General features: G+C 65.3%; 22 protein-coding genes. 20 read left to right on the top strand and 2 right to left on the bottom strand.

Features of this window, described 5'->3' with window-relative positions; genetic code table 11:
• Positions 1 to 23: 23 nt before the first annotated feature.
• Positions 24 to 833 (bottom strand): phytanoyl-CoA dioxygenase family protein, encoded by an 810-nt coding sequence (locus ACQY78_RS12575; RefSeq protein WP_428686021.1) that lies wholly within the window; start codon positions 831 to 833, stop codon positions 24 to 26.
• Between the two features lie 151 nt (positions 834 to 984).
• Between ACQY78_RS12575 and ACQY78_RS12570 the strand changes: the two genes are divergently transcribed.
• The 8 genes from ACQY78_RS12570 to rutA all read left to right on the top strand — a co-directional run bounded on the left by ACQY78_RS12570 (position 985) and on the right by rutA (position 9,938).
• Positions 985 to 1,776: a class II aldolase/adducin family protein gene (locus ACQY78_RS12570; RefSeq protein ID WP_428686020.1), complete on the top strand. Its 792-nt coding sequence runs from the start codon at positions 985 to 987 to the stop codon at positions 1,774 to 1,776.
• A 139-nt stretch (positions 1,777 to 1,915) separates the two neighbouring features.
• A complete protein-coding gene (locus tag ACQY78_RS12565; protein ID WP_428686019.1) occupies positions 1,916 to 3,283 on the top strand; it encodes an LLM class flavin-dependent oxidoreductase in 1,368 nt (455 codons plus the stop codon).
• Positions 3,280 to 4,881, top strand: coding sequence for an ABC transporter substrate-binding protein (locus tag ACQY78_RS12560; protein ID WP_428686018.1), 1,602 nt, complete (start codon positions 3,280 to 3,282; stop codon positions 4,879 to 4,881). Before ACQY78_RS12565 ends, ACQY78_RS12560 begins: the two co-directional genes overlap by 4 nt.
• 1 nt (position 4,882) lies before the next feature.
• Entirely contained in the window at positions 4,883 to 5,893 is a 1,011-nt protein-coding gene (locus ACQY78_RS12555) for an ABC transporter permease (protein ID WP_428686017.1), read from the top strand.
• Positions 5,890 to 6,732 (top strand): ABC transporter permease, encoded by an 843-nt coding sequence (locus ACQY78_RS12550; protein ID WP_428686016.1) that lies wholly within the window; start codon positions 5,890 to 5,892, stop codon positions 6,730 to 6,732. Before ACQY78_RS12555 ends, ACQY78_RS12550 begins: the two co-directional genes overlap by 4 nt.
• On the top strand, positions 6,729 to 7,706 hold the full coding sequence (locus ACQY78_RS12545; RefSeq protein ID WP_428686015.1) for an ABC transporter ATP-binding protein: 978 nt from the start codon (positions 6,729 to 6,731) through the stop codon (positions 7,704 to 7,706). The genes ACQY78_RS12550 and ACQY78_RS12545 overlap by 4 nt, the downstream gene beginning before the upstream one ends.
• Positions 7,703 to 8,767: an oligopeptide/dipeptide ABC transporter ATP-binding protein gene (locus ACQY78_RS12540; RefSeq protein ID WP_428686014.1), complete on the top strand. Its 1,065-nt coding sequence runs from the start codon at positions 7,703 to 7,705 to the stop codon at positions 8,765 to 8,767. Before ACQY78_RS12545 ends, ACQY78_RS12540 begins: the two co-directional genes overlap by 4 nt.
• A gap of 91 nt (positions 8,768 to 8,858) precedes the next feature.
• On the top strand, positions 8,859 to 9,938 hold the full coding sequence (gene rutA, locus ACQY78_RS12535; RefSeq protein WP_428686013.1) for a pyrimidine utilization protein A: 1,080 nt from the start codon (positions 8,859 to 8,861) through the stop codon (positions 9,936 to 9,938).
• 6 nt (positions 9,939 to 9,944) lie between these two features.
• On the opposite strand, the gene ACQY78_RS12530 is transcribed toward rutA, so the two are convergent.
• Positions 9,945 to 11,663, bottom strand: a complete 1,719-nt coding sequence (locus tag ACQY78_RS12530) for a dihydroxy-acid dehydratase (protein WP_428686012.1) — start codon at positions 11,661 to 11,663, stop codon at positions 9,945 to 9,947.
• Between the two features lie 130 nt (positions 11,664 to 11,793).
• On the opposite strand from ACQY78_RS12530, the gene ACQY78_RS12525 reads away from it, so the two are divergent.
• The 12 genes from ACQY78_RS12525 to ACQY78_RS12470 all read left to right on the top strand — a co-directional run bounded on the left by ACQY78_RS12525 (position 11,794) and on the right by ACQY78_RS12470 (position 21,650).
• Positions 11,794 to 12,012, top strand: coding sequence for a hypothetical protein (locus tag ACQY78_RS12525; protein ID WP_428686011.1), 219 nt, complete (start codon positions 11,794 to 11,796; stop codon positions 12,010 to 12,012).
• 20 nt (positions 12,013 to 12,032) lie between these two features.
• Complete coding sequence (locus ACQY78_RS12520; RefSeq protein WP_428686010.1) at positions 12,033 to 12,371, top strand: hypothetical protein; 339 nt, start codon at positions 12,033 to 12,035, stop codon at positions 12,369 to 12,371.
• Positions 12,372 to 12,391: 20 nt separating this feature from the next.
• Positions 12,392 to 13,486, top strand: coding sequence for a calcium/proton exchanger (cax, locus tag ACQY78_RS12515; RefSeq protein WP_428686009.1), 1,095 nt, complete (start codon positions 12,392 to 12,394; stop codon positions 13,484 to 13,486).
• A 9-nt stretch (positions 13,487 to 13,495) separates the two neighbouring features.
• Positions 13,496 to 13,933: a potassium channel family protein gene (locus ACQY78_RS12510; RefSeq protein WP_428686008.1), complete on the top strand. Its 438-nt coding sequence runs from the start codon at positions 13,496 to 13,498 to the stop codon at positions 13,931 to 13,933.
• Between the two features lie 55 nt (positions 13,934 to 13,988).
• Positions 13,989 to 14,753: a Crp/Fnr family transcriptional regulator gene (locus ACQY78_RS12505; protein ID WP_428686007.1), complete on the top strand. Its 765-nt coding sequence runs from the start codon at positions 13,989 to 13,991 to the stop codon at positions 14,751 to 14,753.
• 162 nt (positions 14,754 to 14,915) lie between these two features.
• Complete coding sequence (locus ACQY78_RS12500; protein WP_428686006.1) at positions 14,916 to 15,551, top strand: hypothetical protein; 636 nt, start codon at positions 14,916 to 14,918, stop codon at positions 15,549 to 15,551.
• 161 nt (positions 15,552 to 15,712) lie between these two features.
• On the top strand, positions 15,713 to 16,531 hold the full coding sequence (ppk2, locus tag ACQY78_RS12495) for a polyphosphate kinase 2 (RefSeq protein WP_428686005.1): 819 nt from the start codon (positions 15,713 to 15,715) through the stop codon (positions 16,529 to 16,531).
• Between the two features lie 34 nt (positions 16,532 to 16,565).
• Entirely contained in the window at positions 16,566 to 17,003 is a 438-nt protein-coding gene (locus ACQY78_RS12490) for a hypothetical protein (protein ID WP_428686004.1), read from the top strand.
• Between the two features lie 2 nt (positions 17,004 to 17,005).
• Positions 17,006 to 17,416 (top strand): hypothetical protein, encoded by a 411-nt coding sequence (locus ACQY78_RS12485; protein ID WP_428686003.1) that lies wholly within the window; start codon positions 17,006 to 17,008, stop codon positions 17,414 to 17,416.
• Positions 17,417 to 17,493: 77 nt separating this feature from the next.
• Positions 17,494 to 18,339, top strand: a complete 846-nt coding sequence (locus ACQY78_RS12480; protein WP_428686002.1) for a TauD/TfdA dioxygenase family protein — start codon at positions 17,494 to 17,496, stop codon at positions 18,337 to 18,339.
• Positions 18,340 to 18,483: 144 nt separating this feature from the next.
• Positions 18,484 to 19,686: a CaiB/BaiF CoA transferase family protein gene (locus tag ACQY78_RS12475; RefSeq protein WP_428686001.1), complete on the top strand. Its 1,203-nt coding sequence runs from the start codon at positions 18,484 to 18,486 to the stop codon at positions 19,684 to 19,686.
• A gap of 179 nt (positions 19,687 to 19,865) precedes the next feature.
• Positions 19,866 to 21,650, top strand: coding sequence for a PHA/PHB synthase family protein (locus tag ACQY78_RS12470; protein WP_428686000.1), 1,785 nt, complete (start codon positions 19,866 to 19,868; stop codon positions 21,648 to 21,650).
• The last annotated feature ends 131 nt before the right edge of the window (positions 21,651 to 21,781 follow it).

Below are 21,781 nucleotides of genomic sequence, written 5' to 3'. Positions count from 1 at the left end.
AAGAGCTCCGTTTGCAGTGAGAGTTACGAACGATAGACGACGGGAAAGATCGGCGCATCGAGCGGTTCGCCGTCTTCGAGCCTGAGGTCGGGAAAGGGCGGTGAGGTCCGGCCGGCGCGCCGGGCGAAGACCGCGTCGTCGCCGACCCAGCGCGCCGAGAAGACGCGACGCGCGCGCGGCGACTGGTTCCCCGGCGCCCCGTGGACCGTGCGGAAGTTGAAGGCGATGGCGTCGCCCGGCTGCATGTCCCAGCCCGCAATGTCGAGCGTCGGGCGCATGGCGTCGATATCGGGCATCGCCTCGAAATCGTCGTCGGCATAGAGCCGCGTGCCGTCGAAGCGCATGGGGCGGAAGCCCCTGCCCCAGGCATGCGAGCCCTTGATGCACTCCATCACGACATCGCGCGGCACGGGATCGAGCGGGATCCAGAAGCTGACGCTCTGCTGGCCCTCGACACAGTAATAGGGCTGGTCCTGGTGCCAGGGTGTAACCGTGCTGCCGCCGGGCTGCTTCACGAGCACATGGTCATGGAAGAAGCGGGCGGTGCGCGAGCCCATGAGGCGGGCGGCGATCTCCGCGGCGGGTGACTTGTAGACGAAGGCCTCGAATTCCGGGATGCGCTGCCAGTTGCACAAATCCTGGAAGAAGGGTGCCGAGCCATCGGCCGGCCGGACGGTCCGTTCGAGCGGGCTGGGATTGGCCATCAGCGCGTCGATGCCGGTCCGCAGTGGCTCGATCCAGGCGTCGAAAACCCCGCGCAGCAGGAGGACGCCATCCTGGCGGTAGCGCTCTGCGCAGTCGTCCGTTTCGGAGCGAGAGGGGCTGATCTGCATGCTTTGCCTTTAGCCTGTCTATACAAGTTTATACAGCAGGAAGCGTGCCAGTTCTTTGAGCTCGCTCTCGGACCGTCATTCCTCATTTGCAGTAGCAATGACGTGTCGCTAAGACGCGCGCTCAGCCCGATAAGCCAGCGAGGAGCAGCCAGTGAGTATCGTCAGCTTAAAGGAGAAGGTTTCAGCGGAGGAGTGGGCCGTCCGCGTCCAGCTCGCCTCGGCCTATCGGGCCGCTTTCGAAATGGGCTACGAACTGTCGATCTTCGGTCACATCTCGGCCCGCGTGCCCGGCGAACCCGACGCGCTGCTGCTCAATCCATTCGGCCTCGCCTTCGACGAGATCACCGCGTCGAGCCTCGTGAAGGTCGACAAGAACCGCAAGATCCTGACGGAGAACGGCTACGAGCTGAACCAGGCCGGCTTCAACCTGCATTCCGGCATCATGTTCACCTCGCCGCACGTCAACGCGATCATCCATGCCCATACACTGGACGGCGCGGCGGTCGGCGCCATGAAGGGCGGCTTCCAGCCGCTGACGCAGGACGGCGCGATGGTCTACCCGAAGGTCCGCTACCTCGACTATGACGGCATCGTCGTGCTGCCGGGCGAAGGCGAGGCTTCCGCCAAGGCGCTGGGACCGGATGGCCGAGTCCTGATCCTCAGGAACCACGGCACGCTGAGCGTCGGCGCCACCATGGGCGAGGCGTTCTTCTATTTCTACTTCTTCGAGAAGGCCTGCAGCATCCAGGTCCGCGCGCTGGCCAATCCGGCCGGCGTCCAGCCCATCTCCGAGAAGATCATGTCGGAGATGCCGGCGGAGGAGCAGGTCGTGCTGAAGGGCCTGACCAAATTGGCCGACGCTCACGAGAAGACGCCGTACGACGACATCTTCGCGGGATTCATGCGCCGCGCCAAGCGCCGCTATCCCGACGTCGACGCCTGATCGCTGGCACCGCTCGGCCAGGGTGCAGAGAGCGCAGCGCGTCATGTGTGCGCTGTCGCGAGCCGATGGGTGGCAGGGCTTGGCATGACGCTTGCGTTCTCCGGAATGACCTTCAGCGTTCCGAACGGGAGAGCGAGGCGTGCCTCAAGAGACTCGACGCCGGATGATGCATCTCGGCGCTTTCGTCCATGAGACCGGTCAGCACGTCGCTGCCTGGCGTCATCCGGAAGCGCATTTCCACTCGGGCGCGAGTTTTGCCGACGCGGTCGAGGTCGCCCAGACCGCTGAGCGTGGCAAGTTCGACTTTCTCTTCCTGGCCGACACGGCCGCCGTCAGCCTGTCGGGGACGCCCGAGTCGCGTGGCCGAATGGGCAAGGTGGTCAAATTCGAGCCGATGACCATCCTGTCGGCGCTCGCCGCGGTCACCAAACATCTCGGCCTCGTCGCCACCTCCACCACCACCTTCAACGAACCCTATACGCTGGCGCGCCAGTTCGCCTCGCTCGACCAGATCAGCGGCGGCCGCTCCGGCTGGAATCTCGTCACCTCGAACAACGAGGACGATGCGCTCAACTACAGCCTCGAACAGCATCCCGCGCATGCAGACCGTTATGAGCGCGCCATCGAGTTCGCGGAGGTCGTCACCGGTCTGTGGGACAGCTGGGACGAGGACGCTTTCATTCGCGACAAGGACTCGGGTGTCTTCTTCGATCCGTCGAAGCTCCATCCACTGCATCACAAGGGCAAGCATTTCCAGGTGCGCGGGCCGCTCAACGTCGCCCGCTCGCCGCAGGGGCGGCCCGTGCTGGTACAGGCGGGTGCTTCTGGCACAGGCCGAGATGTCGCCGCGCGCCTCGCCGAGCTGGTGTTCACCGCGCAGACCACCTTCGAGCAGGGCAAGGAATTCTACGGCGACGTGATGGGGCGGTTGCCGCGCTATGGCCGCTCGCCGGCCGAGGTTCTGGTGATGCCCGGTCTTTATCCGGTGGTCGCGCCGACGGCTTCGGAGGCGCAGGAGAAGTACGAGTACCTGCAGTCGCTGATCCATCCCAGCGTCGGTCTCGCCGTGCTGGAACACACGATCGGCGTGCACGATCTCGACAAGCTGCCGCTCGACGGGCCGGTGCCCGTGATGCCCGACACCAACGGGCCGCTCAGCCGCCAGCGCCTCCTGCTCGACCAGGCGCGCCGCGACAATCTCACTTTGTGGGAGCTTTGCCTCGCCAATGCCGGGCCGCGCGGTCACGTGCTCACCATCGGTACGCCGTCGCAGGTCGTCGACGAGATGGAACACTGGTTCAAGGACGGTGCCTGCGATGGGTTCAACGTGATGCCCGCCTGGCTGCCGGGATCGCTCACCGATTTCGTCGACCTCGTGATCCCCGAACTGCAGCGCCGGGGTCTGTTCAGAACGGAGTACGAAGCCATGACCTTGCGCGGGAATCTCGGGCTGCCGCAGCCGATCAGCCGCTTCCATGCCGACCGTTTCGCGGGAGCTGCCCAATGACGGCCCGGGGTCTCGTGCTCGGCCGTCGTCAAGCGGTTGGGCTTGCCGCCGGCGCTCTCGTCGCGGGCACGATGAGGTCCGTGCAGGCTGCCGACGCCTCGACCTTCGTCAGCGGCTTCGCGCTGCCGATGAACCTCGATCCGCATCAGGTCTACGACGTGCCGATGCAGTCGATGATGCTGAATGCCTACGACAATCTCTATCGCTACCAGAACGACCCGCCGCAGATCGTGCCGTGGCTGGCCGAAAGCCACACCGTCTCCGACGATGGCCTGCTGTGGGAATTCAAGCTCCGCCCGAACATCAAGTTCCACGACGGCAGCCCGATGGCGGCGGAAGACGTCGTCTACAGCTTCCGCCGCGTGCTGGCGCTGGGACTGGCGCCGGCCGGCGCGTTCCTAAAGATCCTGAAGCCCGACAATGTCACGGCGCCTGATCCGCTCACCGTGCGGTTCAAGCTCGAGACTTCCTATGCGCCGTTCTTCGCGGCGATCCCGAGCATCTCCATCGTCAATCCGCGTCAGATCGAGCCCAACGTGAAGAACGGCGACTGGGGCAAGGCCTGGCTCGCGTCGAACGGTGCGGGTTCCGGTTCCTATCGCATCGTCCCCGCCGGCTACCGGCCGCTCGAGTATCTCGACATGGAGATCAACGAGGGTCATTTCCTCGGCTGGTCCCACAATCCCAAGCCGGTGAAGAAGATCGCCTACCGGCCGACCAAGGAAACCTCGACACGCGTTCTGGCCCTGCTGAACGGCTCGCTCGACTGCACAGATCCCAACCTGCCGGCCGACCAGGTGGAGCAGATCAACGCCTCCAAGATCGCCTACGTCCAGAAGGACGTGGTGATGCGGACTTTTGTGATCCGCATGAACAACAGCAAGCCGCCGTTCAACAATCTCAACGCGCGCCTGTGCTTCGCGCACGCCTTCAACTACATGGGATTCATCAACGATATCCTGGGCGGCTACGCCACGCGCGATCCCTATCCCATGCCCGAGAACCTGTGGGGCATTCCCAAGGACGCCAAGGGCTACGACTACGATCTGAAGAAAGCCAAGGAGTACTACGCCAAGGCCGTGGCCGAGGGCGCGCCGATGAAGCGTCCGCTGGAATTGCACGTGCAGTCGGAGAACGAGCAGAGCGTACAGGGCGCCCAGCTCTTCCAGGCCGACCTGGCGCAGATCGGCATCAACCTGAAGGTCGTGGGCAACATCTGGTCGAACTTGACCACTGCCGCCGCCAAGCCGGACACCACACCCGACATGTGGGTCCATTGGGTCAGCACCTACTTCGTCGATCCGGAGAACTGGGTCGGCCAGATGTACGACAGCCAGTTCCACGGCACCTGGAAGGCCTCGTCCTACTACAAGAACGATCAGGTCGACGCGCTGCTGCGCAAGGCGCGCGCGGCGGTGAAGCAGGAGGAGCGCGAGCCGCTCTACGAGGAGGCCATCCGCAAGATCATGGCCGATTCGCCCGACATCTGGATCTACAATTCCATGCAGCTCCAGGGGCTCAACAAGCGCGTCAAGGGCCGCCGCTTCTGCACCGTGGGCCAGGGCGCCGAGATACGCTGGATCACGCTCGAAAGCTGAGATGCTGCGCTTCGTCGTCCGGCGCTGCCTGCTCGTGCTGCCGTCGCTGCTCGGATTGCTGGTCATCACCTTCCTGCTGATCCGCGTCGTGCCGTCGGATCCGGCGGTCGCGATGGCGGGTGATGCCGCGACGCCCGAGCAGATCGAGCGCCTGCGCCAGCAATACGGCCTCAATCGCCCGATCTGGGAGCAGTTCGTCTCCTACGTGGGCAAGGTCGCCACGCTCGATCTCGGCGAGAGCGCCTTCTCGCGTCGGCCAGTCGCGCTCGACATCGCCCAGCGCCTGCCGGCCACCCTGATGCTCACCTTCTGCGCTCTGGCGATCTCGGTCTTCGTCGGCGTGCCGCTGGGCGTCATCGCCGGGCTCTCGCACAATGCCTGGCCGGACTACCTGCTGCGCATCTTCTCGGTGATGGGCATCGCCGTGGCGGCCTTCTGGTTCGCCATCATGCTGCAGCTTCTCTTCTCGATGGAACTGGGCTGGCTGCCCCTGCGCGGCGAGCTCTCTCCGACCATCCAGCGGCCGCCCAGGGTCACCGGCTTCATGGTGCTGGATGCGGCGATCGCCGGCCGCTTCGACGTGGTGGCCGATGCCTTGCGCCATCTCGTCCTGCCGGCGGTGACTCTGTCGCTGGGTGGGCTCGCCACCATCGTGCGCTTCACGCGCGCGGGCGTGCTCGACACGCTGCAGCAGGATTTCGTCTTCTACGAACGCGCCATGGGTTATCGCCGCTGGCGCCTCAACTGGATCTATGTGCTGCGCAACTCGGTGACGGCGACGGTGACCCAGATCGGCCTGTTGTTCGGGGGCCTGATCGCGGGCGGCGTGGTGGTCGAGGCGATCTTCGATTGGCCTGGCATCGGCAGCTACACCGTGCAGGCGATCCTGACCGGCGACCGGCAGGTCATGCTCGCGGTCACGCTGCTGATCGGTGTGGTCTACGCCGCCGTCAACATCCTGACCGACCTGGTGCACGGTGTGCTCGATCCGCGGCTGATGGAGCGGGGATGAGCCAGATCTTCCGCAAGCTCAGCCGCGACCTGCCGGCGATGCTGGGGCTGGGGATCGTGCTCTTCGTGCTGGTCATCGCGATCTTCGGCCCGCTGCTGGCGCCTTACCCGGAGGATGCGGCGGCCTCGCATCTCACGCGCCGGCTGAGGCCGCCCAGCGCCGCCTTTCCGTTCGGTACCGACAACCTCGGCCGCGATATCTTCTCGCGCGTGATCCTGGGCGCGCGCGGGGCGCTGTCGATCGCGCTCACCGTGGTCTCGACCGCCATGCTGATCGGTGTGCCCCTGGGATTGATCGCGGGCTATCGCGGCGGCTGGCTGTCCGAGAGCATCATGCGCGTCACCGACGTGGTGCTGGCGATCCCGCAGCTCATTCTGGCGCTGGCCTTGGCACAACTCATGTCGCCCTCGCTCGAAAGCGCGATGCTGGCGCTCTCGCTCACCTACTGGCCGTATTTCACGCGCATCGTCTATGCCGAGACGCGGCGGCTCTCGTCGTCGCTGTTCGTCGACGCCCTGCGCGGCATCGGCGCCGGCAGCGGCCGCATCGTCTTCCTGCACATCCTGCCCAATGCGCTCTCGCCGGTGATCGTGCGCGCCACCATCGGGCTGGGCTTCACCATCCTGGTCGCGGCCGTGCTCGGCTTCCTCGGGATGGGCGCGACGCCTCCGGCGCCGGACTGGGGCCTCGCCATCGCCGAGAGCCGGACCTACCTGCCGCGTGCCTGGTGGTACGCGACCTTTCCGGGCCTCGCGATCCTGATCACGGTGATGGGCTTCAATCTCCTGGGCGACGGCCTGCGCGACATCGTCGATCCCCGGATCCGGCGGTCGCGATGATCCCGGTCCTCAGCGTGCGCGGCCTCAAGGTGTCGATCCGCACCGACGAGGGCAAGGCCGAGATCCTGGACGATATCGGGCTCACCCTGGAGCGCGGCCGCATCCTGGGTGTGGTCGGCGAATCGGGCTGCGGCAAGTCCACGCTGATCCGCTCGATCATGGGCATCCTGCCGCGCGCGGCGACGGTCGATGGCGGCGAGATCTGGTTCGAGGGCGAGAATCTGCTGGCCTTCAGCGAAGCCGAGCTGAACGACGGCGTCCGCTCCAGCCGCATCGGCTTCATCCCGCAGGATCCGCTGCTGGCGCTCAATCCGGTGTTCAAGGTCGGTGCCCAGATGCTCGAGATCATGCGCTGGCATGCGCCCGCCGACGGTTTGCGCGGCGCGGCGCGCAAGCGGGCGCATGTCGCGCGGCTGGTCAGCCTGCTCAAGCGCATGCAGGTGCCGGATCCGGAAACCGCGCTCGAACGCTATCCGCATCAGTTCTCGGGCGGCCAGCGCCAGCGCCTGCTGATCGCGGCTGCACTGGCCTGTGCGCCAGGCCTGGTGATCGCCGACGAGCCCACGACGGCGCTCGACGTCACGACGCAGCACCAGATCCTGCTTCTGTTGCGCGAGCTGGTGGCCGAGTTCGGAATCTCGCTGCTGTTCGTCACCCACGATTTCGGCGTCGTCGCCGAGCTGTGTGACGACCTTTGCGTCATCTATGCCGGTCAGACGGTGGAGGCGGGGGAGGTCCAGGCGATCCTCGATGCACCCTCGCATCCCTACACCCGCGCGTTGCTTGCCTGCCATCCCGATCGCGCGACGACGTTCCTCGGCATTCCGGGCTCGGTGCCGTCGCCGCTGGCACGTCCACCGGGCTGCCTGTTCGCGCCGCGCTGCAACGATGCGCATGCGCTCTGCCGTGCCGGACGGCCGCCGCAGGGACGGGCCCGGTCCGGCGCCGAGGTTCGCTGCGTGCAATTCACATGAGGCCCGATCCGAAGACGGGCGATCCGAAGGCGGGCGATCCGATCTTGGCGCTGCGCGACGTGTCGGTGAGGCTGGGCGGTCGCAAGGGCTTCCTGCAGCGCACGCTGCTGCCCGTTCAGGCGGTGAAGCAGGTCAGCCTCGATCTGAGAGGTGGCGAAATCCTGTCGCTGGTGGGCGAGTCCGGCTGCGGGAAGACGACCCTCGGCCGCACCATCCTCGGCCTGCAGCGCGAGAGCGAGGGCGAGATCCTGCTGGAGGGACGACGGGTGAGCGGGCTCGCGCCGGAAGCGGCGCGGCGGGCGCGCAACATCGTGCAGTATTCCCATCAGGATGCCGGCGCGGCGCTCGATCCGTGGTGGAGCATCGGGCGGACCCTGGAAGAGGGGCTGAAGATCCACGGCGTGCGCAACGTCTCGGAGCGGCGCGACCGGGTGGCGGCGATGCTGCAGGCGGTCGGACTGGATCCGACGTCAGCCCGGCGCTATCCGCACGAATTCTCCGGTGGCCAGCTTCGGCGGCTGGCGCTGGCGCGGATTCTCCTGCTGCGGCCGCGCGTGCTGATCCTCGACGAGCCGACCTCCGGCCTCGACATGTCGGTTCAGGCGACGGTGCTGAACCTGCTGCTGGAACTGCGGGAGCGCTTCTCGCTCACCTATCTCTTCATCTCGCACGACTTGTCGGTGGTCGAGCGCCTGTCCGACCGGGTGGCGATCATGTATCTCGGCCGCATCGTCGAGCTGGGTACGGCCAAGACCGTGTTTGCCCATCCGACCCATCCCTATACCCGCACGCTGCTGGCGGCGGCGCCGCGACTGACCGGGCGCCGGGCGGCGGGCCCGTCGCTGGTCCGCGGCGATCCGCCCAATCCGCGCCTGGTCGTGCCCGGATGTTCCTTCTTCGATCGCTGTCCGATGGCCAGGCCGGCCTGCCAGGAAGCGACGCCCCAGCTGCAAACCGTTGCGACCGGACAGGACGTTGCCTGCCTTCGCGCCGACGTGGTGGCGCAGCAAGGGCCGATCCTGGAGCAGACTGCTTCAATCGGAGCAAAGCGCCGCGCTTAGCGCGGCCTGCGGCTGCGCTTCCTGCACGATTGTGCCGTGGCGTGGATGGCATGACGCTTGCTGCCTGTCGGGCATCACAGGCAGGTGCAGGATGGAAATCGGCGTCTTCATTCCCATCGGGAACAATGGCTGGTTGATCTCGTCGACCTCGCCCCAATACACGCCGAGCTTCGATCTCAACCGCGAGGTCGTGCAGCGCGCCGAGCGCTACGGGTTCGACTTCGCCATGTCGATGATCAAGCTGCGCGGCTTCGGCGGCAAGTCGCGCCACTGGGACGACAATCTCGAATCGTTCACCCTGATGGCAGGGCTCGCCGCGGTGACGACGCGCATCGACCTCATCGCCACGGTCGCCGTGTTGACGCTGCCGCCGGCGATCACCGCACGCATGGCGGTGACGATCGACAGCATCTCCAAGGGCCGCTTCGGCGTGAACCTCGTCACCGGCTGGCAGAAGGCCGAGTACGACCAGATGGGCCTGTGGCCGGGCGAGGAGCATTTCAAGCATCGCTACGAGATGGTCACCGAGTACGTGACGGTGATGAAAGAGCTCTGGGAGACCGGCCAGTCCGACTTCAAGGGCAATTACTTCACGATGAACGACTGCCGGCTGTCACCGCTGCCGTCGCGACCGATCAAGCTGATTTCGGCCGGCACCAGCGATGCCGGCATGAGCTTCGCCGCCCGCCACTGCACCTACAATTTCTGCAGCGGCCAGGGCGAGGCCAACGATCCGCGCGACTGCGCCGAGGCGGTGGGCCGCCTCAAGACTGCCTGCGCTGCCGCCGGCCGGGACGTGAAGGCGCTGGCGCTGACCATGATCATCGCCGACGAAACCGACGAAGCCGCGATGGCCAAGTGGGAGCACTACAAGGCCGGCGTCGACCTCGACGCCATCGGCTGGCGCTCCGACCAGGCCGCCTCCGACAAATTCGCCGCCGAGAACTCGACGGCCGGTCGTATACGCCGCCGCGAGCCGCTGCCCAACAACGGCTCGCGCCTGATCGGCTCCTACGCCACGATCGCGCGCCTGCTCGACGAGATGGCCGAGATCGACGGGCTGGCGGGCGTGATGCTCACTTTCGACGATTTCATCATCGGCATCGAACAGTTCGGCCAGCGCATCCAGCCGCTCATGAAGAGCCGGGCCAGGCTTTCGGTCGCGGCGTAAGAGACTTCACACCACGCAGCCATAATGCGCCGATGACACCAGCTTCGTGTACTTGTCGTGCACGGAGCCGGGGCGCGGGCGGTCGGCCGCGGCGGGCGGGCGCCAGTCGGCCATGCGGCGGGCCAGCTCCTGGTCGGAGATTTCGAGGTTCAGGGTGCGGGCGCCCGGATCGATCACGATCGTGTCGCCGTCGCGCACCGCCGCGATCGGGCCGCCGCGCGCCGCTTCCGGCGAGATGTGGCCGATCAGGATGCCGTGACTGACGCCCGAGAAGCGGCCGTCGGTGATCAGCGCCACGTCCTCGCCGAGTCCACGTCCCTGGAGCTGGATGGTAAGCATCACCATCTCGGGCATGCCGGGACCGCCCACCGGACCGACATTGCGCACCACGACGACGTTGCCGGGAACGATCTCGCCGGCGCGGATGGCCTTCATCGTGTCGGCCTCCGATTCGAACACGCGCGCCGTGCCGCGGAACTCGCCCTTCTCCAGGGTCTTGCCGCTCAGCTTCAGCAGGCAGCTCTCCGGCGCGAGGTTGCCCTTCAGCACACTGATATGGTTGTTCGCGGGCGCCGCCGGCCTGGACACGGGCAGGATGATGTCCTGTTTGCCGATCTCCTCGAGCGTCGGCACCGATTCCAGGTTCTCCGCCAGCGTCTTGCCCGTCACGGTCATGACGTCGCCATGGAGGAAGCCGTTGCGCAGCAGCTCCTTCATCACGACGGGCACGCCGCCGATCTCGTGCAGGCTCACCATCGCATAGGGGCCATGCGGCTGCAGATTGCAGATCAGCGGCATGCGTTCGCCGACCTGCTGGATGCGCTCGATGGTGATCGGCACCTGCGCTTCGCGCGCGATGGCGAGCAGGTGCAGGTACATGTTGGTCGAACCGCCCATCGCATAGACCGTGGCGATGGCATTCTCGAAGGCCTTCTCCGTCATGATGTCGCGCGGACGGATGCCGGCTGCCATCAGCCCATAGAGCGCGTCGACCGACGCCTTGGCCTGGGCCCGCACATCGGCATGGATGTCGCTGCCGGCCTTGTAATCCGCCGGATGCGAGGCGCCGCGCGGCAGCATCATGCCGATCGCCTCGGCGATCGTGCTCATCGTGTTGGCGGTGAACATCGCGCCGCAGGTGCCGCTGCCCGGCATGACGTTGCCTTCGAGTTCGAGCAGTTCCTCGCCTGAGATGCGGCCGGCCTCGTTGGCGGCGCGGCCCTCGACATAGTCCATGATGGTGAGGTTGTTGCCTTTCGAGGCCCAGGCGCCGAACGAGACGCGACCCGGCGAGCTGGTGCCGGGATAGAGGACCAGGCCGAAGGCGTTGGTGCGGGCGAGCGGCATGAGGGCCGCCGCGCCGGTCTTGTCGCAGCCGGAGATCACGATCATCGCGTCGCCGTGATGGGCGTAGTGGCCGATCTCGAAGCAGTCGGCCACGACGTCGCGCGACACCAGGCTGTAGCCGGCCGTCGGCGTGCCTTGCGTCAGCGCATCGGACACGGCGGGCGCCCCGACGATCAACCCGTTTCCGCCGCGCTCGGCCAGCAGTTCGACCAGCAGGTCGCTGATGGTGCGCACCCGGTTGTTGCAGCGATGGGCGTTGGTATAGGCGCTGGCGATCGTGACCACGGCACTGGTCTGCGCCACATGATCGGGCTCGAAACCCGCGGCCCGTAGCTCGACGCGGGATTTCTTCCAGTAGGTGCTGCTGTCTTTTTTCATGTCGTTCCGCGGGAAGGAGGTTCTTGGAGCCAATCTCTAGGCCAGTTCACAATCAGGCTCCTCTTTTGATTTTAGTCAACACGGCGGCCGGCGGGAACGCGCACAATCACGGGATCAGGCGGAGGAATCGATGCGTGCCATGGTCCTGTTGATTGCCCTCGCAGGCATGACCTGCGGCTGCGACCAGTTCGACAATCTGTCGACCGGCCAGAAAGGCGCGGTCACCGGCGCCGCACTCGGCACCGGCATTGGCCTCGTTTCCGGCGGCAGCTTCGGAACGGTTGTCGGCGCCGGCCTGATCGGCGGCGCGGTCGGCTATATCGGCGGCACGGCCATCGGCAACAAGTAATGACCTCGGGAGATTGCCGCATGACAAGCAGGATGCTTGCCGTCTCGACCGCGCTCGTCACGCTCACCGCCGGCGCTTCGGCCGCGGTCGCCCAGGCCGCGCCCCTCACCTTCGACAAGGCCGCCTACGTCACCTGCCGCGAAGCCCATATCCTGCCACCGGATCAGCGCATCGCCTTGTCCGTGTTTCTTGCCAATCATTCCGCACAGCGCCGTGGCGTTGCGATCCCGGACGGAGAGCCGGGCGCCCAGCTCGCCAATCTGGTTCGCGGCGGCTGTACGCTTTCACCCGATGCCTATCTCTTTGCCGTGATCGATCGGGCCGTCGCGGCCGAATCGAGCCGGCTGCCGAAGCGCTGACGGGTAACCAGGCAAAGCCGATGAAAACAGTGCGCAGCGTGCTGGCCGAGGCGCCGCTGGCGTGGCTATTGCTGGCGGTGCCGATCGCCGCCTGGACCCATCATGCGCGGCCCGACTCGCCCCTCCTGGTCTTCTTGCTGGCCTGCGTTGCGATCGTGCCGTTGGCCGGCCTGCTGGGCGTGGCGACGGAAAAGCTCGCGGCCCGTCTCGGCGAGGGCATCGGCGGTTTCCTCAATGCCACGCTGGGCAACGCCGCCGAGCTGATCATCGCCTTGGTGGCGCTGCGCGCCGGCATGCTGGACGTCGTCAAGGCGTCGCTGACCGGATCGATCATTGGCAATCTTCTGCTGGTACTGGGTGCGGCCTTCCTGGCTGGCGGCCTGCGCTACAAAGTCCAGAGCTTCGCCACCATCGGCGTGCGCACGCAGATCGGCATGATGGCGTTGGCCGCAATCGCGATCCTGGTGCCATCGGTCTTTGCCGCCACCGGCTCGGGCGAGATGGCGAGCCGCTCCGTGACCTATAGCGTCGTGGTCTCGGTAATCCTGCTGGTGGTCTATGCCCTCAGCCTCCTGTTCCTGCTGCGCACCCATGCCGACCTGTTCCGCGGAGAAGAGCCGGCCAGCGACGAGGGGCACCACGGAACGTCGTGGCCCGTCTCCCTGACGGTTGGGGTGATGGCAGCGGTCACCATGATGATCGTCTGGATGAGCGAGATCCTGGTCGCGACCGTCGAGCACGCCTCCGCCGCCCTCGGTCTTTCCAACCTGTTCGTCGGGATCGTCGTGGTGGCGGTCGTCGGCAATGCAGCCGAGCACAGCACAGCGGTGCTGGTCGCCATGCGCAATCGCATGGAGATGGCGATCGGCATCGCGATCGGCAGCAGCACCCAGATCGCCCTGTTCGTCGCGCCGCTGCTGGTGCTGCTCAGTCTCTTCGTGGCGCCAGAGCCGCTCAGCCTTGCCTTTTCCGGCGTCGAGGTCTTCCTGGTCCTTGCTGCGACATTCGTCGCCGCGATCCTGCTCCTGGACGGCAAGTCGACATGGTTCACCGGTGTGCAGCTCATCGCAGTCTATCTCGTGATGGCGATCACTGTGTTCGCGATCCCGGCCTAGGCGCGACACATGCTCCTGCAGTTCGTCGTGGGGGCGGCCGCCTGCATCTGCAACATCGCCATCCACGCCCTGGTCATGCTGGTCGTGGTGCGCGTGGCGCAGGGCGCCGCAATGACCTCCAGGCTTGGACCGTCTCTGCTCTTGATCACGATCATGGTGGCGACTGTTTCGGTCCTGATGATCGCGCACGGCCTCGAAGTCTGCGTATGGGCGCTGACCTACGAAATGGCCGGAGCGGTGCCTCCAGATGCCGACGCTCTCTACTTCGCCTTCGTGAATTACACGACGCTGGGCTACGGCGACGTCGTTCCCGTCGAACGATGGCGGCTCATCGGTCCCACGACAGCGATGTGCGGGGTCCTGATGTTCGGCTGGTCTACAGCGGTGATCTTCGAGGTCCTGCGTAAAGCCTTGTTAGAGGTGGCTCGGGCGGAGCGGACTTCTTAATTCCGAATCCGTATGAGCGGATGACATAATTCTGACCGCATGCTATCTGCGTATAGTGCGCGACGGTGCAATCCTTGGTCAGCCGCTCGTCTTTGGAACGTCGCAAAGGCTCACGGCCCCGTTGAGCCTGCCCTGTGATACCTGCATCGGCAGAACACTCAATCTTTGCAGGCCGTTGGACGATGCTCGGCTGCACCAGCTGCTGGCGCTGGGAAGTATCCGGCACTGGAAAAAGCATGACACGCTCTTCCGCGCGGGCGATCCGATCGGCGCCTTCTTCAAGATCCGCAAAGGCATTGTCGCGGTTTCCCACACGCTAGATGACGGGCGCCGGCAAATCGTTGCCCTGCGCGCGCCCGGCGACTGCGTCGGCTATCTCGATGAGAACGGCACCTATGCCTTCGAGGGTGAAGCGCTGACGGACGTCGAAGCCTGCGCCTTCGACCGCCGCAAGTTCGATGCCTTCGCCGCACGACATCCGGACCTTGCGGCCGCCCTGGCCAACGCGCTGTCGAGCGCGCTGAAGCAGTCGGGCATGTTGACCCTGGTACTCGGGCAGCTCCGGTCGACGGAGCGGGTGGCGCATTTCCTGGCTGAGATCAGCTCGCTCTATGCCGAGCGGCATGTATCGCCCGCTCAGCCTTTGACGCTGCACATGGGGCGGAACGAGATCGCCGACTATCTCGGGTTGACGATCGAAACCGTCAGCCGGTCGATCGGCAAGCTGAAGAGCCGCAATATCATCGCACTGGTCGATGGCGGTGAAGTCGTGATCCTGGATTATGAGAGGCTTCGCGAGGCCGGCAAGATGACGGCCTAGGGCTGTGCCCCGAAGGGGACGCCCAATCGGCCCAGGCTAAGGGTTTGATATTGGTCAAGGACAGGCGATGGCCCGTAGCCGAGGCTGGCGGTCCTGGCGCGGACTCAGGCCGGGGCAGGCTTGGGAAGCAGCCATAATTCAACCCGAGGGGAGAGACCGACAATGACCCATTCATCCCGCCGAAGCGCCTTGAAGCTGATGGCCGGCGGCACGCTTGCTGCAACCGGCATGGCCGTGTTTGCGACGACGGCCTCGGCGCAGGAGTTCGTGGTCACCAACAACTACCAGAACTTCAAGCGCGGCAAGATCGACGGGCTGCATCCCGATCGCCGCATCCTCAACGTCACCTGGGAAGACATGGGGCGTATCAAGATGCGCGCCGCCGACCTGGTTGCCAACTACCCGTCCCTGCGCGAAGGCATGATCGTCGATTGCAACTATTTCGACTATATCGACGTGCTGATCGCCAAGAAGTCGCCGCAGACGGATGCCCAGGCCAAGGCACTGATAGACAAAGGCGCCCAGCTGACCGGCATCCCGGGCGCGCGCGAGCCGATCCGCATGTGGAGCATGTCCGGCATGGTCACACAGGTGTCCCCGTCCAACGGTGGCCTGTCGATCATCAATGCCTCCAACGGCCGACCGGAAGAGCCCTCGCCCAACAGTGGCGAGGTCATCACCCTGCCGCAGATCCAGACCGAGGCCGGCAAGCAGGCACTGGGCATGCTGAAGCCGGGCGATATCGTCACGACCGTCTGGACGCACCAGACCGCGATCGCCGTGAAGATCATCCGCTAGGGCGCTCGTCGCCCGCAATCGGGCCGCAGTAGCGAGAATGCCGGGCGCCGCAGGATCTGCAGCGCCCGATTTCGTGTCGACAGCTTTTCAGGTTGACCAAAATCAAAGGCAGCAGGGGTGATCGGGAGTAGCTTCCCTCCTTCACGGCCACCGAGGCGCGAATGCCAAAGAAGAACGGTAACGACACCGACAACGGTCCGGGCAAGCTCAAACGCAAGATCTACGAGAGGGAACTGCGAGAGCTGCAGGTCGAGCTTTGCCGTTTGCAGGAGTGGATCAAGGTCTCCGGCGAACGCGTGGTCATCGTGCTGGAGGGCCGCGATGCGGCGGGTAAGGGCGGCACGATCAAGGCCCTGACCGAGCGTGTCAGCCCGCGCGTGTTCCAAGTCGTCGCGTTACCCGCCCCGTCCGACCGGGACAAGACCCAGATGTACATCCAGCGTTATGTCGAGCGGTTCCCAGCCGGCGGCGAGATCGTGATCTTCGACCGCAGCTGGTACAACCGCGCGGGCGTCGAATACGTGATGGGGTTCTGCACGCCCGAGCAGCACCAGCGTTTCCTCGAGCTTTGTCCCGTCTTCGAGAAGTTCGTGATCGAAGGCGGCTTGCGGCTCATCAAGATCTGGCTCGAGGTCGGGCAGGAGGAACAGGACCGGCGCTTCAAGGCGCGGATAGAGGACCCTGTGCGCCAGTGGAAGCTGAGTCCGATGGATGTCGAGTCTTACTCGCGCTGGTACGACTATTCGCGGGCGCGCGACCTGATGTTCCAGCACACCGACTCCGAGCACGCGCCCTGGCACATCGTCCATTCCGACGACAAGAAGCGGGCGCGCCTGAATGTGATCGCGCATATCCTGTCGCAGATTCCCTACAAGAAGGTCGAGCGCGCCAAGGTGAAGCTGTCGTCGCGCTCCAACAAGCGGGCGTACGACGACCAACGCGCGATCGCCGGTCGCCGCTTCGTTGCGGAGAAATTCTAGGCGCCACGCCTTTATCCCTTCCGAGGAGGTCAGGATGTCAAAGCTGCTGAGCGTCAAGGAACTGCACATGAAGATTGCCGAGGCGGAGGGCGCCAAGGCGTCAGCTGCGCTGAAGGCCCAGCAGGCGGAGGAGGCCGAGAAGAAGGCCTTGCTCGACCATCTGCTCGCACCGTCGGGATTGACCGACGAGCAAGCGAGCGAGAAAGTCTCGCTCATCATCAGTCGTGCGATGGAAAACGGCCTGACCGCCGTCCAGGTGCTGCGCTTCCCCAATCACATCTGCACCGATGGCGGGCGGGCGATCAATCAGGTGGAAGAAGGCTGGGAAAAGACCCTCACGGGACTCCCCAAGGAAATGTACGGGTTCTGGAAGCGTGAGCTGCGCCCGCTCGGCTACCATATCCGCTATCACATCATTGATTATCCGGGCGGTATGCCCGGTGACGTCGCTATCACGCTCAGCTGGGGCTGATCGTGCGGATCGGGGACATCCATGTTCAGTCGCGCAGGGTTTTCGTCGCCGGGTTCCTGACGTCGCTAGGTTCGGCGGCCCTTGCCCAGTCGGGCGGAAGCTCCTTCGTCGGAACCTGGAAAGGCGAAGTGCCGGGGATCGGCGAGGCTTCGCTCACCATCAGCGGTGTCGGCGCCGACGGCCTCGTGCAAGGCAGGATGGAGTTTGCCCTTCAAGGCTTCGTCTCCACCTTTGGCGACAAAGCCGACTCTGGTAAGCGCACCAATCATGGCACGGTTGTCGATGGCACGCTCACGATTGAAGCGGCACTGGGGGGCCGATACGTGCTCCAGCGTGGTGGTGACGCGTTGAACGGGCGATACACCCGCGGCACGACCCTGGATGTCCCGGTCACATTCCGTAAGGCGGCTTGAGCGGACCAGACGATTGCCGTCCTGTGCCTTCGGGTCTCTAATCGCCCGATCGAAGGCGCGAACACCGGAGCGATCGAATGGCCAGCAGCATCACCGTGACGCCGATCGCGGGTTCTCTCGGGGCGGAGGTGACGGGCGTCGACCTGCGCACCATGGACAATCATGACTGGGCGCAGGTCCACCAGGCGTTCCTCGACCACAAGGTGATCGCGATCCGTGACCAGGGGCTGTCGCCGCAGGACCTCATGGACGTGGGCGCGCGGTTCGGCGAACCCAATCACTATCCGTTCGTGAAGGGCATGGACGATTTCCCGTTCCTGTTCGACATCGTCAAGGAGCCGTCCGAGAAGCGCAATTTCGGCGGCGGCTGGCATTCCGACACGACCTACACGAAGACCCCGCCGCTCGCGACCCTGCTCTACGCGCTGGAGACGCCGGAGCGGGGCGGCGACACGCTCTATTGCGACATGGTCGCGGCCTACGAGAGCCTGTCGGATCGGCTGAAGGAAATGCTGGGAACGCTCAAGGGCGTGAACAGTGCCGGCCTCAAGCATGTGGGCGGCCGCAAGGCGCATCACGCGGTGGTCGGCGGCATGAAGATCACCGGCACCGAAGAGGCCGATTCCTACGAGGCGGTGCATCCGATCGTGCGCACCATCGAGGAGACCGGCCAGAAGGCGCTCTATTGCAGCATCGGCCACACCGTCGCCTTCGAGGGCATGACGCCAGAAGAGAGCAAGCCGATGATCGACTGGCTGCAGGCACATGCCACGCGGCCGGAGTTCACCTGCCGCGTCCACTGGAAGCCCGGCACGCTCACGATCTGGGACAACCGGCGCACCATGCACAATGCCATCAACGACTATCACGGCTTGCGCCGCCACATGCGGCGGCTGACGTCGGGCCCGACGAATCCCGTCTGAACGGGTGTGATCGTTCTGACCACGGTCCGCTGCGGCAAAGAGACCTCTGCATGCAGTGCATTTCGATGATCGGCTGGCCGCGCTTTCGCTGTGGCGCGCCCTTGTCTATCTGAGACGTCGAACCCACCATTCGCGGGATTTGCAATGACCGAGGCTACCGGGCCGCTCGCCGGCCTACGCATTCTGGACCTGACGACCGTTCTCTTCGGCCCCTTTGGCGCCCAGACGCTGGGCGACTGGGGCGCCGAGCTCATCAAGGTCGAGGGGCTCACAGGCGACCAGTGGCGCTATACTGGCCAGTTCCGCAACAGGGGCATGAGCGGGCAGTTCATGGCCGCCAACCGCAACAAGCGCAGCGTGGCGATCGATCTGAAATCGGCCGGCGGTGCGGAGGTGCTTCGTCGCCTCGTGGCGCAGGCCGACGCGCTGGTGACGAATATCCGGCCCGCCGCCCTGGAACGACTCGGCTTCGGCTACGAGGCCTGCAAGGCTCTCAATCCGAAGATCATCTATGCGGCCGCGACCGGCTTCGGCCAGGACGGGCCGTGGGCCAAGCGGCCGGCCTTCGACGAGATCGTCCAGGCGGCCTCGGGACTTGCCTCGTCCATCGGGACCGACGACGAGCCGGCCTTCGTGCCGAGCCTCGTCGGCGACAAGCTCTGCGGACTTGCGCTCGCCGGTGCCGTGGCGGCCGCGCTGGTCTATCGGGAGCGCACCGGCAAGGGCCAGCTCGTCGAAGTGCCGATGCTGGAGACGGTGGCGGCGTTCAACAGCATCGAGATGCTGGGCGGGCACGCCTTCGTGCCGCCGATCGGGCCCGCGGGATACAAGCGTGTCAAGGAACGCAAGCCGGTCAAGACCAGGGACGGCTGGCTCACCATGCTCCCTTATTCCGGCGAGAACTGGTGCACCTTCTTCGAAACGGTCGGACGTCCCGAATGCATCGAGGAGTTCGCGGTTCGCGACCCGATCAAGCGGGCGGCCAACATCGACGCGATCTACGCGCGCATGAAGGAGATTGCGCTCGAGCGGACCACCGCGGAATGGGAAGAGCTGTTGCTCAAGATCGACGTTCCCCATGCTTCGTTCGCGAAGATGACGGAGGTCGGCGAGCAGCCGCATCTGAAGGCCGTGGGGCTGTTCCAGAAGCTTGAGCATCCGACGGAAGGGACGATCCAGCAGGCACGCCCGCCAGCGCGGTTTTCGGAAAGCCCGGCCGCGATCCGCCGCCTGCCGCCCCGGCTGGGCGAGCATACGCGCGAGATCCTCGCGGAAGTCGGCTACAGCGAGGCCGACATCGACGCCCTGCTCAGCGCCAAGGCGATCGGCGAGTCAGCGCCTGCATAAAGCGCAGGCCGCCGCCGTCATGGGGGTGAAGCCGCGCCTTTCTTGACCTGGGTCAAGGTCTCCAACCGCCTTTCAGGCAGAGTGGCGCGGCCGTGATCGCCGGTTCGCGGCTTGCTCGTCTCGATGGCCGTCATTCGTCATCCGGCGATGGTTCCACACGCACGGAAGGTGACTGACCGATGGCGCCGGACAAAGGTTCATCCGTGGTCTCCCCGACCGCCGCGCACGACTCCTATGTCGTCACGGCGCTGTCGGACATTACCGATCGCGCCCTGCATGCGGGATTGGCGCGATTTACGCTGGGGCTGTCGCCGGCGGCGGTGGCGGCGGCCTATCTCGACTGGCTGGTTCATCTCATGGCGGCTCCCGGCAAGCGCCTCCAGCTGCTCGACAAGATGGCGCGCAAATCACTGCGCCTTGCCAACTTTGCCTCGCAACAGACGGTGCGTCCCGGCAAGGCCGCACCCGCGATCGAACCGCTCCCCCAGGACCGCCGCTTTGCCGGGGAGTCCTGGCAACATTTCCCGTTCAATCTGCTCTATCAGGGCTTTTTGCTGCAGCAGCAATGGTGGCATAACGCGACGTCCGACGTTCGCGGCGTCACGCGCCATCACGAGGAGATCGCCCGGTTCGGCTGCCGTCAGATCCTCGATGTCTTTGCGCCCTCGAACTATCTGCCGACGAACCCCGAACTCCAGCAACGCGCCTTCGAGACCGGGGGCCAGAACTTCCTCGTCGGGATGCAGCATCTGTTCGAGGACTGGCAACGGGCCATCAGCGGCAAGCGGCCGGTGGGGAGCGAAGCCTATGTGGTGGGCGGCAACGTCGCGGCGACCGCAGGGAAGGTGGTTTTCCGCAATCGGCTCATCGAGTTGCTGCAGTACGAACCCGTGACCGCGCAGGTCCACGCCGAGCCGGTGCTGATCGTGCCGGCATGGATCATGAAGTACTACATTCTCGACCTCTCGGCGCAGAATTCACTGGTGAGATACCTGACGGCACAGGGTTTCACGGTGTTCATGATCTCGTGGAAGAATCCTGTCACCGACGACCGCGATCTTGGCCTGGACGACTATCGGCGCCTGGGGGTGATGGCCGCTCTCGATGCCATTGCCGCGATCGTCCCCGAGCGCAAGGTGCATGCCATGGGGTACTGCCTGGGCGGGACGTTGCTGTCGATTGCCGCTGCGGCGATGGCACGGGACGGCGACCTGCGTCTCAAGACGATGACGTTGCTGGCGGCGCAGACCGATTTCACCGAAGCCGGCGAACTCATGCTGTTTATCGATGAAAGCCAGATCGCGTTCCTCGAGGACATGATGTGGGAGCAGGGGTTTCTGGACGCCAAGCAGATGGCCGGCGCCTTCCAGATGCTGCGGTCGAACGACCTCATATGGTCCGTGGTCCTGTGTCGCTACCTCATGGGCACGCGAGAGCCGATGAGCGATCTCATGGCGTGGAACGCGGATGCGACGCGTCTGCCCTATCGGATGCATTCGGAGTATCTTCGCGGCCTGTTCCTCGCCAACGACCTGGCGGAAGGAAGGTATCTGGTCGAGGGCCGGCCGGTTGCGCTGACCGACATTCGCGTTCCGATCTTCGCCGTCGGAACGTCATGGGATCATGTGGCGCCCTGGAGATCGACCTACAAGATCCACCTGCTGGCCGACACCGAGGTGACCTATGTGCTGACCAATGGGGGGCACAATGCCGGTATCGTGTCGGAACCGGACCGCCCCGGCCGGCATCATCAGGTCATGACCAAGAAGGCGGAGGATCGCTATGTCGATCCCGAGACCTGGCTCGCGATCGCCCCGCAGCGGGACGGATCGTGGTGGCCCACGCTCGCGGCCTGGCTTGCGTCTCATTCGGAGGGCGCGCAGCCGCCGCCCCAAATGGGCAATCCCGCCGCCGGACTGGTGGCGCTCTGCGATGCGCCGGGTACCTATGTCTTGCAGGAGTAATCGAGCCGTACAAAGCGCGCCCGCGCTCACGCCATCTCAGTCTATGCGTGCGCCAAAGAGCGCGACGTAGAAGATGAAGAGCGTCCCTATGACAACCAGGATCACGATTGCGGCCGGTACGAGGTATCGCG

The sequence above is a fragment of the Reyranella sp. genome, assembly GCF_965279625.1.
Classification (GTDB): Bacteria; Pseudomonadota; Alphaproteobacteria; order Reyranellales; family Reyranellaceae; genus Reyranella.
This window is presented reverse-complemented; position numbering and strand designations above follow the sequence as displayed.